This is a genomic window from bacterium, from assembly GCA_016786595.1.
Lineage (GTDB): Bacteria > Bdellovibrionota_C > UBA2361 > SZUA-149 > JAEUWB01 > JAEUWB01.
On the sequence record JAEUWB010000018.1, the window covers coordinates 19626 to 36735 of the forward strand.

Annotated in this window: 13 protein-coding genes; 11 read left to right on the forward strand and 2 right to left on the reverse strand. The window is 43.9% G+C overall.

Annotated elements, in window-relative coordinates; translation table 11 throughout:
* Positions 1-4: 4 nt before the first annotated feature.
* Positions 5-1717 (reverse strand): arginine--tRNA ligase, encoded by a 1713-nt coding sequence (argS, locus tag JNK13_03425; protein ID MBL7661784.1) that lies wholly within the window; start codon positions 1715-1717, stop codon positions 5-7.
* A gap of 298 nt (positions 1718-2015) precedes the next feature.
* Here argS and JNK13_03430 point away from each other — a divergent pair, with 298 nt between their 5' ends.
* The 8 genes from JNK13_03430 to JNK13_03465 all read left to right on the forward strand — a co-directional run bounded on the left by JNK13_03430 (position 2016) and on the right by JNK13_03465 (position 13624).
* A complete protein-coding gene (locus JNK13_03430; GenBank protein ID MBL7661785.1) occupies positions 2016-2633 on the forward strand; it encodes a cytochrome c3 family protein in 618 nt (205 codons plus the stop codon).
* Between the two features lie 164 nt (positions 2634-2797).
* On the forward strand, positions 2798-5761 hold the full coding sequence (locus JNK13_03435) for a 4Fe-4S dicluster domain-containing protein (protein ID MBL7661786.1): 2964 nt from the start codon (positions 2798-2800) through the stop codon (positions 5759-5761).
* A gap of 18 nt (positions 5762-5779) precedes the next feature.
* Complete coding sequence (nrfD, locus tag JNK13_03440) at positions 5780-7111, forward strand: polysulfide reductase NrfD (protein ID MBL7661787.1); 1332 nt, start codon at positions 5780-5782, stop codon at positions 7109-7111.
* Between the two features lie 21 nt (positions 7112-7132).
* A complete protein-coding gene (locus JNK13_03445; GenBank protein MBL7661788.1) occupies positions 7133-7657 on the forward strand; it encodes a DUF3341 domain-containing protein in 525 nt (174 codons plus the stop codon).
* Positions 7647-8234 carry a cytochrome c gene (locus JNK13_03450; protein MBL7661789.1) on the forward strand — a complete coding sequence of 196 codons (588 nt, stop codon included), beginning with the start codon at positions 7647-7649 and terminating at the stop codon, positions 8232-8234. Before JNK13_03445 ends, JNK13_03450 begins: the two co-directional genes overlap by 11 nt.
* An 11-nt stretch (positions 8235-8245) precedes the next feature.
* A complete protein-coding gene (locus JNK13_03455) occupies positions 8246-9580 on the forward strand; it encodes a hypothetical protein (protein ID MBL7661790.1) in 1335 nt (444 codons plus the stop codon).
* Between the two features lie 21 nt (positions 9581-9601).
* Positions 9602-11242 carry a hypothetical protein gene (locus tag JNK13_03460; GenBank protein ID MBL7661791.1) on the forward strand — a complete coding sequence of 547 codons (1641 nt, stop codon included), beginning with the start codon at positions 9602-9604 and terminating at the stop codon, positions 11240-11242.
* A gap of 132 nt (positions 11243-11374) precedes the next feature.
* Entirely contained in the window at positions 11375-13624 is a 2250-nt protein-coding gene (locus JNK13_03465) for a hypothetical protein (protein ID MBL7661792.1), read from the forward strand.
* A gap of 4 nt (positions 13625-13628) precedes the next feature.
* On the opposite strand, the gene JNK13_03470 is transcribed toward JNK13_03465, so the two are convergent.
* Positions 13629-14885, reverse strand: a complete 1257-nt coding sequence (locus JNK13_03470; protein ID MBL7661793.1) for a hypothetical protein — start codon at positions 14883-14885, stop codon at positions 13629-13631.
* A gap of 38 nt (positions 14886-14923) precedes the next feature.
* Between JNK13_03470 and JNK13_03475 the strand changes: the two genes are divergently transcribed.
* From JNK13_03475 to JNK13_03485, 3 genes are all read left to right on the forward strand, one after another.
* Complete coding sequence (locus JNK13_03475) at positions 14924-15559, forward strand: hypothetical protein (GenBank protein ID MBL7661794.1); 636 nt, start codon at positions 14924-14926, stop codon at positions 15557-15559.
* A 215-nt stretch (positions 15560-15774) separates the two neighbouring features.
* Complete coding sequence (locus tag JNK13_03480) at positions 15775-16500, forward strand: sigma-70 family RNA polymerase sigma factor (protein ID MBL7661795.1); 726 nt, start codon at positions 15775-15777, stop codon at positions 16498-16500.
* Between the two features lie 141 nt (positions 16501-16641).
* A complete protein-coding gene (locus JNK13_03485; protein ID MBL7661796.1) occupies positions 16642-17109 on the forward strand; it encodes an RNA polymerase sigma factor in 468 nt (155 codons plus the stop codon).
* The last annotated feature ends 1 nt before the right edge of the window (position 17110 follow it).

Below are 17110 nucleotides of genomic sequence, written 5' to 3' on the forward strand. Positions count from 1 at the left end.
TTTTTTACATACGCTGAAGGGGCACCATGCCCATTAGTTCAAGACCTTGGGTTAGGACTTTTGCTGTGGCTTCGAATAGCTGCAAGCGGGCTTTCGCAGTCTCAGCGTCTACCCCTAAGACTTTAAGCTCCAAGTAGGCCTTAGAAAAAGCATGTGCCACGTCAAGCAAGTAATTTGCAAGAATCGCCGGCTCGTGTTCTATCGTGACTAGTCTTAATGTTGGAATAAAATCAGCCAAAAGCTTAGCTAGGCTATAAGCGGTATCATCGACTAAGAACTGAGCTTTTACTGCTCCAGCAATATCAATTGTCACTTTTTCTTTAATGCCAGTCACGCGAGCGCAAGCGTAAAGCACATATGGTCCAGTATCGCCCTGGAACTGTAAGGCTTGATCCCAATTAAATTGCACATCTTTGATTCTGCTTTTTGAAAGCATGCCAAAAATAAGTGCACTCACGCCAACGCCCCAGGCTACGACATGCTCGTCTAGACCATCTGGGCGCTTGCTGACTTGATCATGGTAGGCCTTAAGTGCGCGACTTTGGGCTTCGTCTAATAGTTCGTTGAGCTCAATCGTGTCACCAGCTCCGCGTGTTTTAACTCCAAGCACAAGACCAAAAGGCACGTGCGTGATTTTCTCGGCGTATGATCTGCCAAGACGTTTGAGGATTTCAATAATCTGCTGGAAGTGTAAGGTCTGCGGTGCGCCGACTACATAAATTGAGCGGTCAAACTTAAATTCCTTGGCGCGGTATTCAGCTGTGGCAAGATCGCGAGTCAAATATAAAGAGCGACCATCAGCGGTGTAGACTCTTGCAAATCCAAGTTTTTCACCCAAATCAACTCCAAAAGCGCCTTCTGACTCCTTAAGGATTTTGGCGGCATTTAGCGTTTCTTTTACTGAGTCTAGTTTGTCGGAGTAAAAAGACTCACCAGTGTAGTGATCGAAACTAATGCCAAGTCGAGCATAGGTTTGCTTAAAGTATTGGAGTGAAATCGCTAGGCACCATTGCCAAAATTCAACTGCATAAGCCTCACCCTGTTCGAGATCTACGAAATACTTTCGCGCCAGTGTGTTAATTTCCGGGAATTTTTGGTCTGATTCGGAAACGGTGTTGTTTTCCTGATTGTCTTTTAAGGTCGTGGCACGTTTGTAAAGCTCAACTAGCGCTTCTACGGTTGGATCTTGTGGCTTGCCCCAGAGTTCGCATCCGGCCCAAACAAAACCGAACTGCGTGCCCCAATCGCCGAGATGGTTAACGCTGACGACTTGATAGCCGAGGAAACGATAAACTTTATCAAGGACGTTGCCGATTAAAGTGGCGCGCAAATGCCCAACATGAAATGGCTTGGCGATGTTTGGACTACTATATTCGAGGACAACTTTTTCGCTTTGAGCGTTTTTCGAGAATTTTTCACTGAGAATATTTTCTAATGTGTCTCGAATGAAAATCTCGCGAGTAAAATGAAAATTTACAAACGGACCAACTGCTTGAGCGTGATCAAATCCAGCAGGCAAAGTAAGATTACTTGCCAATTCAATAGCTAGATCCTTTGGATTTTTCTTCAAGCGTTTTGCAATTTCAAAGCAGGGGAAAGCAAGGTCGCCATGTGAATCTTGTTTTGGTTTCTCCAGTAATCGATAAGCTGTCGGCTGATCGATCTGTCCAGATGAGGCAAGCGATGAAGCAAGAAGCTGTTTTAAACGATCTTTCATTCTTTACTATTTGTCAGTACCAGTCGTGAACAGCAAGCTCAGCCCGGATAAGAAATGCGAGCACTGGCTAAAGCCAGCAAAATCAAGCAAAAAGTAAAAACAAGTTTTCGTAGCTCGCTAGTAGGGAAATGTTTGTTTGAGTCAAAAAAAATTAATGATTGTTTGGTGACAATCTTTTTTACTTACGTTAATAGATCCAACGAGTCTTGGCAGCTAATACTAGAAGCTTTTTAAGTAGTTAGCGCCATTTGCTTAAATTTATTGGCTGCTTACGTAGCCTGTTTTTTAGATTGGATTCATGCGCAAAAACTTTACTCGACTTTTCGGGCTTGTTGTTAGTGTAACTATAGTTGCAGCTTTCTTGATGTATGCATCAGGAGCTCGTGCTGGAAACGGACAGAACAACTCGCCAAATATCAAAAGCGGACTTTGGAAAGATGGCAAAGCAATCGAATGGGATTTGCCTGAATTAGGTATCTTTGACTGGAATCCACGCGGCTATGCCCCAGAGCAGCCGGTAAAATTCAGCCATTGGATTCACGTCGGTAAGAATAAAATGGAGTGTCAGTACTGCCACTACGGAGTTACTAAATCTAGCGCTTCTACAATTCCGCCGAGCGAGCTGTGCATGGGATGTCATAAGCTCGTTAAAACCGAATCTCCCGAAATTAAAAAACTCACAGAATATCACAACAAAGGCTTACCAGTGCCATGGATCAAGGTGCATAAGCTACAGGACCACGCGCGTTTTAATCACGAACGACACATTAAAAGTGGCGTAGGTTGTCAAAATTGTCACGGGTTGGTTCAGGAAATGGATCAAGTTGAGAAAGTGTCCTCAATGAAAATGGGGTTTTGTGTAAGTTGTCATCGTGATCAAGGTGCAAGCATTGACTGTGCAACTTGTCACTATTAGACTGAGTGCTAAAAGAGCTGTCGTTTAAGCAGTATTCTAGGCACTCAGTCTAATCGTCCGGTAAATTAATTTTACTGGACAAAATAAATGAATACCCGTTGACGAAAGTTTCGTTAACCGAAGAAACTATTGGCAACGGGTATAGACTGATTACCATAGGAATTATGTCAAGCAAGCGCGGATTTAATCGAAGAGAATTTTTAAAAGTTATCGGGGCGACAACTGGAGCTGCTGCAGTCGGGTGTACGGACGATCCGGTCCAAAAAATTATTCCTTACGTCGTTGCTCCCGATGAGGTCATCCCTGGTAAAGCCACTTGGTATGCGGGAACATGTGAGGAATGCAGTTCCGGCTGCGGAATGCTTGTACGTGTCCGCGAGGGGCGTGTTGTTAAAGTGGAAGGAAACCCGGCGCATCCGGTGAATCAAGGTGGACTCTGCGCGCGAGGCCAATCTTCATTACAGACACTCTATGATCCAGATCGTGTTCGTGAACCGCTGCGTCGAGAGTTGAATGGTGCGTTTAAGTCGGTCTCTTGGAAGGAAGCAATTGAAAACCTCAATTCACTTTCGGCAGATCTAAGTCCGACTAATCCTGGAGTGCTTTTAACCAAAGCCTTGAGTGGATCAGAACTTTCAATTGTTAATGAATTTATCCAACGCAATGCAAATTTCAAGCACGTAGTTTTTGAGACTACTGCGCATAGTTACCTCGAGGAAGCTGCTGAAGCTGCATACGGAACCGGCTACCGCACGCACTTTGATTTCTCAAAGGCCGATTTGATTGTTAATTTCGGGGCAGATTTCCTGGAGACTTGGGTTTCTCCAGTCGAGTTCTCGCGCCAATGGGCTTCACGTCGTAATAATTCTGGTCACTCGCATCCAAGTTTTTTCATTCATTTTGAGCCCCGTCTATCCTTGACTGCAAGTAACGCTGACTATTGGGTTACAAATAATCCAGGTTCAGAACTCTTAATTATTAAGGCCTTAATTGCAGCGCTGATCGCTCAAGGCAAAAGCGCTTCTGCGCAGATTAAGTCTTTTGCTGCTGGCGTAGAGATTGAGCATGTTGAGTTGCAAGCTGGAATTAAAGCCGGAACAATCAAGTCACTTGCTAAACGACTAAGCACAGCTAAGTCTTCATTGGTCGTGGCCGGGGGTGCAAGCGTTCAGAGCGGTTCTGAATCTCAAGCCGCGCTTGGGGCAATTTATTTAAATACAATGCTTGGTAACATTGGTCGTAGCGTGCTGATCGAGCAAGGCAAGTCCACTACTTCAGGGCAGGACTGGTTTAAATCAGAAATTTCTAAAGCAAAGCCGGCAATTGGTTTGGTAGTTACTTACGGAATCAACCCGCACTACACATTACCCAACGCTCACCCGGTTCGCGTCGCGCTGAATAAAGTCAAGTCAATTGTTGCTTTTGCAAAAAACATTGATGAAACTGCAGCACTGGCAAATTTAATTTTACCGCTCAGTACAAATTTTGAGTCTTGGCAAGACAGCGAGATTTCAAATGGCGGGTGGAATCTGAATCAGCCAGCAATGCAGCCGCTCTATCAGACGCAATCATTCGGCGATACAATGCTAGCTTGGGGTAGTCAGACTAAGGCACCAGCAGGCGCAAGTGCGACAGAGTTTTTTGCCGGCGGTGCTACGAGTTTTTATGAGTACATTAAGGCACAGTGGAAACAGCGTGCTGGCCTCGAAGGTGCGACTTTTAATCGGGCAATTGAGCAAGGTGGAGATTTTTCTAAGATCAATCACTCTGGCTTAACACCTGAGTTGAAGCAAATCAGCTTCGAAAAAGTAGAGAGTGAGCTAGGCGGCCTAAGGTTTCTTGCCTTCCCGACACTTTTATCTACTGACGGAGCTACGGCAAACCGAGCCTGGTTGCAAGAATTGCCCTATCCAACAACAACTGCAGTCTGGGGAAGTTGGATTGAAATGCATCCGCAACTTGCAGAGCGTCACGGCCTCGCTAAAGGGGATGTCGCTCAGGTTAAGCTTGGCAACGAATCTGTTGAAGCCCCAGTTTATTTAACGCAGCACATTCATCCAAATCTTGTGGCAATGCCGATTGGTCAAGGTCATGAGGCCTTCGGCCGCTTTGCTGCGGGAATTGGTGCAAATGCATTTAAACTCAGTAAGGCTTCAAGCACATCACTTGGCGTCGAATTACTAGTCAGTGGTTTAGAAATTTCAAAAGTCAAATGGAAGGATGAACTTGTCACGATGAGTGGCAGTGATTCTCAGCACGGCCGCGAGTTAATTCGTCAAGACGTCACAACTGTTGATCTTGGCAAGGATGAACATGGCGCGGGAGCGCATGGTCATGACAGTCATGGTGCGGCGCATAGTGGCGGGCATCATGGTTTTGAAGACATGGAAACTCGGCCGCAGATGTATACGCAAATGGAACATCCGCTCTACCGCTGGGCGATGAGTATCGACCTATCTAAGTGTACTGGTTGTTCGGCCTGCGTTGTAGCCTGCTACTCTGAAAATAATATTCCAGTTGTTGGCCGTGAACTATGTCGCTCCGGCCGTGAAATGTCATGGATTCGTATCGAACGCTATTTAGATGGCCCAGAACATCGACCTGTTACGGGTTTTATGCCGATGATGTGTCAACATTGCGGTAACGCCCCTTGTGAACCAGTTTGTCCTGTCTACGCTACGTATCACAATGAAGAAGGCCTGAACACGATGGTTTATAACCGCTGCGTGGGAACTCGTTATTGTTCTAATAACTGCAGCTACAAGGTGCGTCGTTTTAACTTCTTTAAGTATAGCTGGCCTGAACCACTGACTTGGCAGTTAAATCCTGATGTTACAATCCGCGAAGTCGGAATCATGGAAAAGTGCTCTTTCTGCGTGCAGCGTATTAAAGAAGCAGAAAACAATGCCAAGGATTTAGGGCGACACGTTCAAGATGGTGAAATTCAGCCGGCTTGTGCTTCGAGTTGTCCGACACAAGCGATAACTTTTGGCAATCTCCTTGATCGGAAAAGTAGGGTTGCAGAGCTCTCTGCTTCGTCTTCGGGATATAGAGTTTTAGATGCGCAGATTAACACTCAACCTGCTGTCACATACTTGAAGCGCGTTGTTGTCGAGCAAGAAATTTAATTCAGGAAGTATTTTATCATGTCTAAGCACGATGGCGAGAAACTGACATACTCTAGAATCGATGAGGATATTCTTAAAACTCTTCAACCTCCAACTGTGGGTTGGTACTTATTGGTGTTTTTAACTGTTTCGGTTCTTTCAGTTGGTGCGTACTCTTGGATTAGACAGATTCTTGAAGGTATTGGTAATTCCGGAAAAATGCACCCGATCATGTGGGGTGCATACATCACTAACTTCGTTTTTTGGGTTGGTATTGCGCACTCGGGAACGCTGATTTCTGCGGTGTTGTTCCTGTTTCGCGCCAAGTGGCGTATGCCGATTTATCGTATTGCTGAAGCAATGACTGTTTTTGCGGTTGCGACTGCTGGGCTTTTCCCAATTATTCACATGGGACGTCCTTGGAATTTCTACTGGCTATTGCCAGTGCCAAACCAACGCTACCTGTGGGTTAACTTCAAGTCGCCACTGCTTTGGGACGTATTTGCGGTCAGTACATATCTAACAGTCAGCGTGTTATTTTTTATCATTGGACTAATCCCAGATATCGCCGCTGCGCGAGATCGCTCTACTGGGGTGAGAAAAATGCTCTACACTGTCTGCGCACTTGGTTGGAATGGTTCGAACAATCAATGGCGTCATTATACTGCTGCCTATGGATTCTTTGCGGCGCTTGCAACCCCACTCGTACTCTCAGTGCATTCTGTCGTATCTTGGGATTTCGCGATGTCAAACGTGCCGGGCTGGCATACCACGATTTTCCCTCCGTATTTCGTAGCTGGAGCGATTTTCTCGGGGTTGGCGATGGTAATTACCATTACAATTCCAATGCGTAAGATTTTCAACCTCGAAGCCTATTTGACGATGTGGCACTACGAGAAAATGGCACAGCTGATCATGTTTACTTCGGGGATTGTTACATATGCATACGGCATTGAGTTTTTCATCGCCTGGTATAGCAATAATCCTTATGAACGCTACCAATTTTGGTTTAGACCGTTTGGCTATTATGCCTTTGCCTTTTGGATGATGGTAACGTGTAACTGTATCATTCCGCTAAGTCTATGGGTCAAGAAGTGGCGCACAAATTTAACTTGGCTATTTATCTGTTCGATTTTTATCAACATCGGCATGTGGTTTGAGCGATTTAATATTATCTTGCAGTCACTTGCACGAGAATACATCCCTTACGCTTGGGGTGAATATCATCTGTCATGGACAGATATTGGTATTACAATTGGTGCGTTTGGTTGGTTCTTCACCTTTATTGTTATCTTCGTGAAGTTTTTTCCTTCAATGGCTTTGACTGAAATTAAAGAAATTAGTGAAGTGCCTATGCGCAAGGCGCACTAGGTTGCAGGTATAGAGGATCTTATGTCTACAGATTACGTAGTAGTTGGCCATTTTAAGTTTGTTGATGATGCTCGCAAGGCAATCATTTCTCTCCGTAATCACGGATTAGTGCCTAAGACGGTGCTTTATTCACCTGTCCCTAATCATGATTTAGAAGAAGAACTGTATTATGGAAAAAAGCGCAGCCCCGTCAGGCGCTTTACTCTCTTGGGCGCACTTACTGGACTTTCCGGAGCTTTTTTAATGACCTGCTGGATGTCTTTAGATTATCCGCTGCGTGTAAGTGCTAAGCCATTAGTCTCAATCCCATCGTTTGTTGTGATTGGGTTTGAGTGTACGATTTTACTTGGGGCAATTTTTACATTAATTGGCATGCTACATAATTCTAGAATTCCGCACATTTTTAGTAGTCCCGGATACCGCCCAAATTTTAGCAAGGACATTTTTGGCTTAGTTGTTCGCGTTGCTAAAGACCAAGCTCCTGGAATTGAATCTGAGTTTCGCAGTTTTGGAGCAGAGAAGGTGGAGAGTGAATATGTCCGATAGTATAAATCTAAAAGATGGTTTGGCACTGTCAATCTATGTCATCCTGAGCGGAGCGCGGCGAAGTCCAAGGATCTCCAAAATATATATGATCACTGTATTATATATTGCGCTTGCCCAATCTGCCTACGCCTTGCCTTGGGATACAGATTTAAATCATCAGCAGTCTTATAAAACTTCAGAAATGGCTCGCTCTCCTGTTAAGGGAACAATTCCTTTAGGCGCAAAGCCGTTTACGCTGTCACATGAAGATGCTGGAAAGAATTTAAAAAACCCCAGCACTCCGACGCGTGCATCGCTGTGGCGTGCCCGCCGTTTATGGAATTCAAACTGTGCCACCTGTCATGGTCTTCAGGGTGATGGCAATAGTGTAGTTGGCCCACAAGTTAAAGCACCCTCACTTAAGTTAGATCTTTATAAGAGCCGCACGGATGGATGGATATATTCTGTAATCCATGCTGGTCTAAATAATATGCCGCGTTACGGTTATAAACTTACCGAACAAGACCATTGGGATCTTGTAAATTATGTTCGTTATATCCAAGGACAGCATCAAGATTTAATCGCAGCGCAAAATTAGAAGATAACCTTATGTCACACTCGCTATCATCTGTTGATTTAAAAGACGTTCCAGAAATTCTTGCTCAAGAGCCGATCAGGGTGCGCTCAATTGAAAAGGGCATGCTCTGGGCATTTTTAATTGCTGGCATTTTGTCACTTGGTTTTGGATTGATGGACGAAACACTTGTGGACACTACCTGGCTTTGTCTGCATGTAAATGCGGTGTTTTGGTTTGACTTAGCGATTGCTTCAGCTGGATTTTCTGCGGTTTTTCATATTTCAAATTCACAGTGGTCACGTCCAATCCGTAGGCTTTTTGAATCAACTTCAGCAGCTGTTTTTTGGTTTGTCATTCCGCTTGTTGCCTTGCGCTTTGGTTACGAACATTTGTTTGGTTGGGCCCATGATCCGAGTGCTCATAATGGGCGTGGTATGTGGCTTGATGAAGACTTTCTGTTTACGAGGGTTACTGTTGCAGCGCTTTTAATTGCCTGGTTGGTCTGGCGCATTGTTAAATTATCAGTTGCGCGCGATATCGTCAGCGTGCGTTCAGGTATTACGGGGATTAATAAGGATGCGCTTTCACGTTGGTTTGACGGCAAGCTTAATCATTACGCGCTGGGAACGGATACTCAGGCACTTGCTACAGTGGAAGAGAAAATGAGCTATTCGAGTCCAGTCGTGGTTATTTTTTATGCACTCTGTATCTCAGTTGTAGCATTTGATGTTGTAATGTCGGTTGACCCGCATTGGTATTCAACTCTTTTTGGCGCGCTGATCTTTATGAGCGCAGTCTACTCAGCGGTTGCTTGGCAGGCGGTTTGTCAAAATCTCGCTCGGGATTGGCATCCAATTTTTCGCAAGAAGATTGAGCGCCGCACCCTACACGACCTAGGCAAGCTTCTTTTTGGTTTTGGTATTTTCTGGGCGTATATGTTTTGGAGTCACTATTTGACGATTTGGTATGGGAATATCCCAGAAGAAACGCATTGGGTGATTGTGCGATTACGTGAAGAGCCTTGGCACGGCTTAGCCTGGCTGGTCTTGGGCTGTAGTTTTATCATTCCATTTTTACTTGGGCTTAGTCGCGATCTTAAGCAGGTGCCTCAGCTTTTACTGGCAACTGGCGTGATTGTGCTTTTTGGTCAATGGCTGCAGATTTATTTATTGATTGTGCCCTTTCACTATCCGGACATCATACCGCTTAGTGTCCACCAAGTGTTAATTACTTTCGGTTTTATGGCGGCATTATTGTTATTGCAAATTCGGTTTCTTTCCCGAGTGCCGTTGATTCCGTTTGGTGATTTATATTTAACGCAAGGCAGTCATGCTCAAGCTGCGCATGAAGCTCACGGGCATGCTTAAGATAGGTTTGAATTAAAGCTCATGCAGCGCTGCGCCACACAATTTAATGTTTGGCGCGTTTTCCGGTTTACTGCTGACTTGATCTTGATTAGCCTAGCTCTTGTCGCGCTAGCGCATTCCTTCCGGTTAATCTTTGAAAATATTAACAATCTGCCCCGCGATGACGATTTTAATTCAGTCATAGACTTATTGACTCGCCTCAATGCAAGTCAATCGTTTGATCAGGTTTTATCTATTTTATTTGGCCCACATAACGAACACAGGGTGCTAGCATTGCGATTGATTGTGATTTCTTATTGCGCACTCTTCGGGCAAGTCAATTTTATGATGCTTACCTGTATAGGGTTACTCTTACTGGTTTGCTTTCAATACTTTGTTGCCGTAAAATTTTTCTGCAATTTGAGGGAGCGGATTTACGCATATTTACTCTTATTGCTTTTTGTCTTAAACACAAAGAATTACGATAATCATTTATGGGCGACAGCGGCTCTGACTGGTATTCCTAGTTTATTTTGCGCATTTCTTTCATTCTACTTAATTACCTTCTGTAATCGCTGGGTCAGCGCACTTTGGCCTGCGATACTTGCCGCAATGACATTAGCCAATGGATTTATCGTATTTTTTATTTGTTGCTTGGAATTTTTTTTGCAACGCAGATGGAGAATTTTAGCACTCTGGTTAATTCCGACGACTTTTTTTACTTATCTTCAATATCTTGCACTGCAGAGTTTGAGTCGAAAGCAGGAGTTAGACCTGAGCGTGTTTTTATCGAAGTATGACTATTTTTTAGGTTTTATTGGTAACGGATTTGCCTCAGAATCGCTCCAGTTTGGCATATGGTTCGGGATAGTAATTATCCTCTTAGGTATATTTTCAGCCTTTAGTCGGCAGCGCGCTGCGTTTTTGTTTTTTTGTTTTTTAGTTGGAACGGCAGCTTTGAATTTACTTGCCCGAGGTAATTACGATTCTCAAGCTGTGGTTATTCAATCTCGCTACGCTTTGCCGTCATTTGCTGTTGGGGGCGTGTTAATCCTCAATCTAATCAGGCAAGCGAAAATTTCTAATTTGCTACTGCCAGCGACGTTGCTGCTAGCGTTGAGTTGCTATTGGTCACATTATGATCTTTGGAGACACGGCTATGATTACAGTCAACAGCGAGCCAGTGATAGTCTAACACGATATGCTCTCAGCGAAGAAGGTTTGAATTATCCATTCAAAGGAGTGGCCGAGCAGATTATAGCTGAGTCCAGGAATAAATATTTTGATTTATCGACTGCCAAGCCTGAGATTTCACTTGCTAATCCTGTAAGTCTTTCTGAAAAGAAAACGCGCTATGGGAAAACTGGCGTGTGTGCCCATTTAATTGCTACTCCTCGGCATTTGATTATTAATGGGACATTTTATCCCCCAGATGTGAGTCGAATGCGTAATAACTATTTCGTAATTTTAAAGAGCGCGGACAGTCAGCTTGCCTTTACGACGCAAAGTCGAATTAACTTCGCAAATCGATTAACATCTAGTAATCCAAATCTTTTAAATACTGGTTACTTTGCCGTAATCGACAGAAATCAAGTTCCTACGGGACAGTATAAAGTGGAAATTCTAATGAAGAACCGTAAATTTAGACGTAAGTTTGATTGCCAGAGAACGCTAACATTATGATTTCAGATCTAGCTTTGAGGGCTTTTTGCTTGAGCATGCTAACTCGCTGAAATATATCATTATTCTTAAGGTTGAAGTGGAAATATAAAGAAAACTAAGAACTTAGTCGATAATTAAGATGAACTGCGCACTATGAATAATCTAAAAAATTCTCTCAGATTTAAGTTTTTATTTTGCATATTAGCAATTAGTTTTCTGCCAAGCAGCAATGCCCTTGCAGATAGCCTCTCTATTACTGCCCCTTTAGCTGACACTGAAGTGATTGAAGGTGATGATTTTGCATCTATAGAATTAGAGAATCCATGGGATTTTAACGAGCGCCGAGATATCGGTTGGGAAGAAGGTTATAATGGTCCTACGGTTAGTGTTAGTGGTGGTGTTTGGTCAGGCATTAATGCAGCGTCAGGGGCATACGTATTCCCGCTCTTTCAGGGATTCCGTGAAGGACTAAAGCCTGATGTGCTACCGGGAGATCGGTCTTTACCTGCGCTTGGCTATAATAATCCAATTAATGCTGCAAAGTATACGCTGCTTAGTTACAGAGTGAATCACAATTCTCGCTCAAGTTATTTTATATATTGGAATAACGATCCAAATCTCCCAGGAGGTTGGCCAAATGGTTCCAATTTAGCTGGCCAATATGATGGGTACTATCATGGTGCCGGGGCTTTTGCTCGAGAACCTTGGGAGGTTTATTCATTTGATATGTCCGCGAATGGGGGACAATTCGCTGCCTACAGCGGCTCTTGGAGCGGCAGTATCATTTCATTGCGATTGGATCCGTCAATTGTTGGCGCTGTTGGATCTCAAGCTCAATATGATTGGGTGAGGTTGGTTGATCCAACTTCTGCTCCAAACCATACCATTACGTGGAGCACTACAGGGGTCAATCAAAGCAATGCTGTAATTACGATTTACGTCGACACTAACAATTCTGGTTTTGATGGAACGCCAATTAAGCGCTTTACCAATGGATCTAATCCAGGATCTTGGACTTTCCCGACGGCAATGCTGCCTCCCGGAGATTATTACTTTTATGTTAGCGGACACGTGGCCGGTGATCCTAGTTCACAGTATGCACGTTCTGAATACACGCCACGTTTGAGAGTCAGTAAGGCGCCGGAGGTAGTTTTTTCAGCTCCTTCAATGGTTTCAGGGGATGATTATGCAACGACCGAGTTAGGTGATCCTTGGGATATGGATCAGACTACTGACTTACCAAATTTAGATTTAAGTTGGCCGACACAATGGCGTCAATTTTCTTCTGAATCTTTCAATGCAGGAATTTTTCAGGCAGTTGCAAACTCGCCTCTGTCCGGAAGTCTGCATACGGACGTACAAACACATTTTAGGATACCGCTGGATAAGCCAATTGATACCAGTAAATATCGTTATGTCAGCTATCGCTTAGCTGTTGATGATAGCCAATTTCCGACAATCTCTGATAAAGTTCGAGATGGCTGGGTCGGCCGCGTAGTCTGGTGGACAGGTGACGAAGAAGATCCCCGGCATTTTTCATCATTTTGGAATTCCGTTGGACATACTGATGACCATCCAATTTATGAGGGCTGGCATACGTATGTTTTCGATCTGCATGATCCTTTAACTCATGAGTATAATAAAAAGTTCACAGATAATCCTTGGCTATATCACTTAAGATTTGATCCCCTCGAGACTGTGCTCCCCACATGGTTTTATCTTGACTATTTCCGCTTAACTGCTGATCCAAGGCCAGACTCGAGTGGTAATATCGATTTAGAGTTTTCAGTAGCAGATAGCGATAGCGCTACTGTAGACGTTAGTTTGTATTATGATTTAGATAATGTGGGTTATAACGGAACACTGATTACGACCCTCAGTGGAATTGCACCGGGCAATCATTCGCATGTTTGGAATATGTCTTCGATTGCAGCAAATACAGCTGTTTATGTCTATGCAGTTGTTAGCGACGGGACAAATACTCGCCGCGCCTATGCTTCAGTGCCAATTCTAGGAGGCCAGTATCAAACTAAAACTCCTCCTGCGATACCGCGCGATATAGCAATTTCTAATTTAGTGATCAGTCCGAAAAGTGTTTCGAAGAAGGGTAAGCGAGTTACGGTATCGGTCGATGTCAGTGACAATAATCCACTGACGAGTGTTAATCTTTTTGTTGAGCGGAAACCAAGTAAGTGGCGTAAAACCGTCCCAATGACTTTAGTCCCAGGGACGACTAACCGTTATACTGCTCGAGTTTCAATTCCGAAAAATAAGACGCGAAAAAAGCAGCGCTACTATCTCTATGTGCAAGCTCGTAGCTCTGGTCCGAGTGTAATTGGTGGTCAAGCTACAGCTGAAGAATATAAAAGCTTGCGCGCTAGCTTTGTCAGTCAGTCTAAATAACTTGTTATTTTTTAACTAAACTCATTGCCCAGCCCTTAGGGGTGATGGGAATATCTACAACTGCGCCAACTTCTGCAGCATTATAGCGCATAACACTTTTGGTGAATTTCGAATCATGCGACCGCGGATAGAAATAATCTCGGTAAACACCATAAGTCAGCACTAAGACTAAGGTGTAACAAGTAGTTAAAACAAACTTATGCTTGTAGGTCTTAATGCAGTTAAAGATGCAGCAATAGAAACAGATTGCTGGAATGAACCAATATCTGCCGGCGGTTCCAGGTTTTGCAAGAATCTGCCAATGCGGAGCAATGTCGGGAACGGTGGGACTTATTAATGCTGAAAATAATATCATTGCGGCGAGCAAGGCAAATAGCTTGAGCTCATAGCTTGAGCGCCTTAATGCTAAATATATCACTATTGAGCCAATCAGATTGGGCACTATTGCTGAGTAAATATTCCAATGCTCGGATTGACTCAACGCCCTAAATCCGCGAAAGCCGATCAGCGAAGATAAAAAAACCTTCCCTGAAATCACCTGCATAAATCCGAGTAGATTAAATTCGAACAGTATTTTCGGTCGGTCACCAAAAGAGCCACTCGTCAACAGGTATATGGTGATTAAAGCGCAAGAGCTTAGCAATGCTAAACGATAGAGGTTTAAACGCGTGCGATTCTTATAACATACGGCAGTGCTCAGTATCGTCAGAAATATGGAAAATGGGCCACAGAGTGCAGTTAGTAAGAGTATTGTAGTTTCGAAGTAATAAATCGCCTTACTAGTGGCAGGTTTTGCGACTAAGACTAAGAAACTGAAAATTAGTAAGTGCCATTGGGTGTTGGCAAGATTAGCATAGATCTCAACAGTATTCGGGGCTAAACAATAAGCGATAGCAATCAGGGCTCGGTTTTTTTGTGCTTTAATTATATGTTCGAATCGATTCGATAGAAAAAAGAATACCGGGAGCAATTGAAGTAATATTGCCAAGACATTATTTGCTAGCGGTGCCAACTTCAAGGGGAAAAATGTCGAGTAAGATCCACCCAGGCGACAGAGCATCGCAGTCGTTCCGTTGTAGGGCTTGAGCAGTGTCATTAATGCGCCTTCATTATGAGCTTGCGCAAAGCAGACAGTGCCATCTTCGGCGTAGAACTGAGGATTGCTAATTACGTCAAAGCGCCTCCCTAAATACATGACGACGCAGAGTAAAGCGACAAGAAGTATGGTAAAATTCAGTTTGTTTTTGTGATTCGCTGGCATTTAATATAGCTATAGCTGAACGGAGTATTCATATCTAGATGTTTAGTAAGCTCATCATCGCAGCAGCTTTCGAGCCTGAAATCGAGGCATTACGGGCGACGATGTCGAGTGACCGGCGTTTTGAGTTTTTGGTTTGTGGTGTTGGATCGATTGAAGCCGCAGCAAAAACCGCGCAATACCTGACCATATCGAGCGAATCTAATCGCGCAGTGATCTTTGTCGGGAGCCTCGGTTCAAGCACTAGAGATCTACCAATTAATTCATTAGTTAGTGCAAGCACAGTAAGGCTGGCTACAGTAGAGGACAACAGTTCGTATTTGGTCCCGACGATGAAGTCTGACTTCGCCGCAGATATCAAGATCTCAAACATCTTCCCCGAATCCCAGATTCACTCACTAGCTGTCCGCTCGACAATGCGCATTACGCAAACCCCCGGACTGGCCGCAGCCCTTGCCAAGCAATCAGACACAACTTGTGAGAATCTAGAACTTTTTGGCGTTGCAATGGCCTGTAAGGAACTGCAGGTGCCTTGGGGTAGCCTTGGCGTAGTCACAAACTATTGCTTTGAGAACGCGCACCAGGAGTGGAAGGATAATTACCGCAATGCAGCGGGCATGATTAGTGAGTTTTTTAATTTAAACCGCGAGAAGTTCTTTGCATTTAAAGCAAAGTAAGAATCCCCTTATTTTTCAGGCAAAACACCAAGTAATAATTAACCACGCGGACAGGCAAGGCGATTGCTTGTGACAATTCTTTTACAACACAATTTCATAGCTTTTACTCAACTGTGATTCTCTGCTGACTTTGCACTGCTAAAAATTCTTTCATGCACGGAGATATTCCACTGCATAAACAAACCAAGGAAAGATTTTTTAGGGAGTGTGTGAAAATGAAAACATTAGCAAAAGCAAATAATGTTGCCGGGAACTTAGCAACAAAGATTGAAGTTGAATTTGAACCTGTTAACTTTAATACAGCAACAGACGAAGAACTAGTTGAAATGTTTCGCTCTGGCTGTCAGCAAAGTTTTGAGCACTTAATTAAGCGCTACGAAACTAAAGCCTATCACCTTTCAATGCGGCTTACTCGTAATCAGGAAGACGCAGAAGAAGTGCTGCAAGACGTATTTTTAACAGTTTACCGTAAACTCGAAGGCTTTGAAGGTAAATCTAAATTTTCAAGCTGGCTCTATCGCATTACTGTTAACTCAGCCTTCATGAAACTACGTAAACGCAAAAACCATGAATTCTTAGGCATTGAAGAAGCAATCGACCAAATCGAAAGCAAGTATATGTTTGAAGAACGTGATTATGGTGATGATGCTTCGGAATTGGTTGCTGGCGCAGAATTAGGCGAAATCCTTGAAGCTGCTATTAAGCGTATTCCTGAAGAATACAGAGCAGTTTTTGTCTTGAGAGACGTTGATGGGCTTTCCAATCAAGAAGTCGCGGCTATGCTGGATATTACTGTGCCAGCTGTAAAATCGAGACTGCACAGGGCACGGATGATGCTTCGAAAACGTCTCAAACGAACTTATGAAGAGTTTACAGGAAATACCGCTGCTCCAGAGGAAAGGCTAGCAAGGGACAGGCTCTCTCTCGACCAGGCAGTATAACTATGTAAAACTATTGCAATAAATATTATGACAACCGTATACCTAGCTCTGACGTCTACTGTATAGAAACACGATAAACTAGACAGTAGACGGAAGTTCATGACCTGCTGCGCCATCGCCAAGCTGAAAGGAGATCATAGGGTGTCGATAGAAAGACTGGTTGAGGAGTTTGGCGACGACATCTTCCGTTTCTGTCTTCATATGTTGGGTAATTTCCAAGATGCTGAAGATGCAACTCAAGAAGTTTTTGAAAAAGTGCTGCGTAAGCACCAGACACTTGACGATTCAAGTAAAGCGAAAAGTTGGCTTTTATCAATCGCGCGCAATACTTGCATTGATCGCATGCGCTGGTGGAAACGAACGCACGTTTTTTTGTCTAAACAGAGCGCTGAGGATAGAGTCCAGCCTCAGCTTAGTGAAGACGCCCTTAGTGTGCTTGCCTGCATGCAGCTTTTATCGCAGGGTCAGCGCGAGGTCGTTACACTTAGATATTTCCAAGATTTATCAGTTGAGGAAACTTCCCATGTTCTGGGGATTAGCCCAGGAACAGTTAAATCTCAATTGGCACGGGCGCTGGAGAGCTTACGTGCTAAGTTAGAGGCGGTTTAAT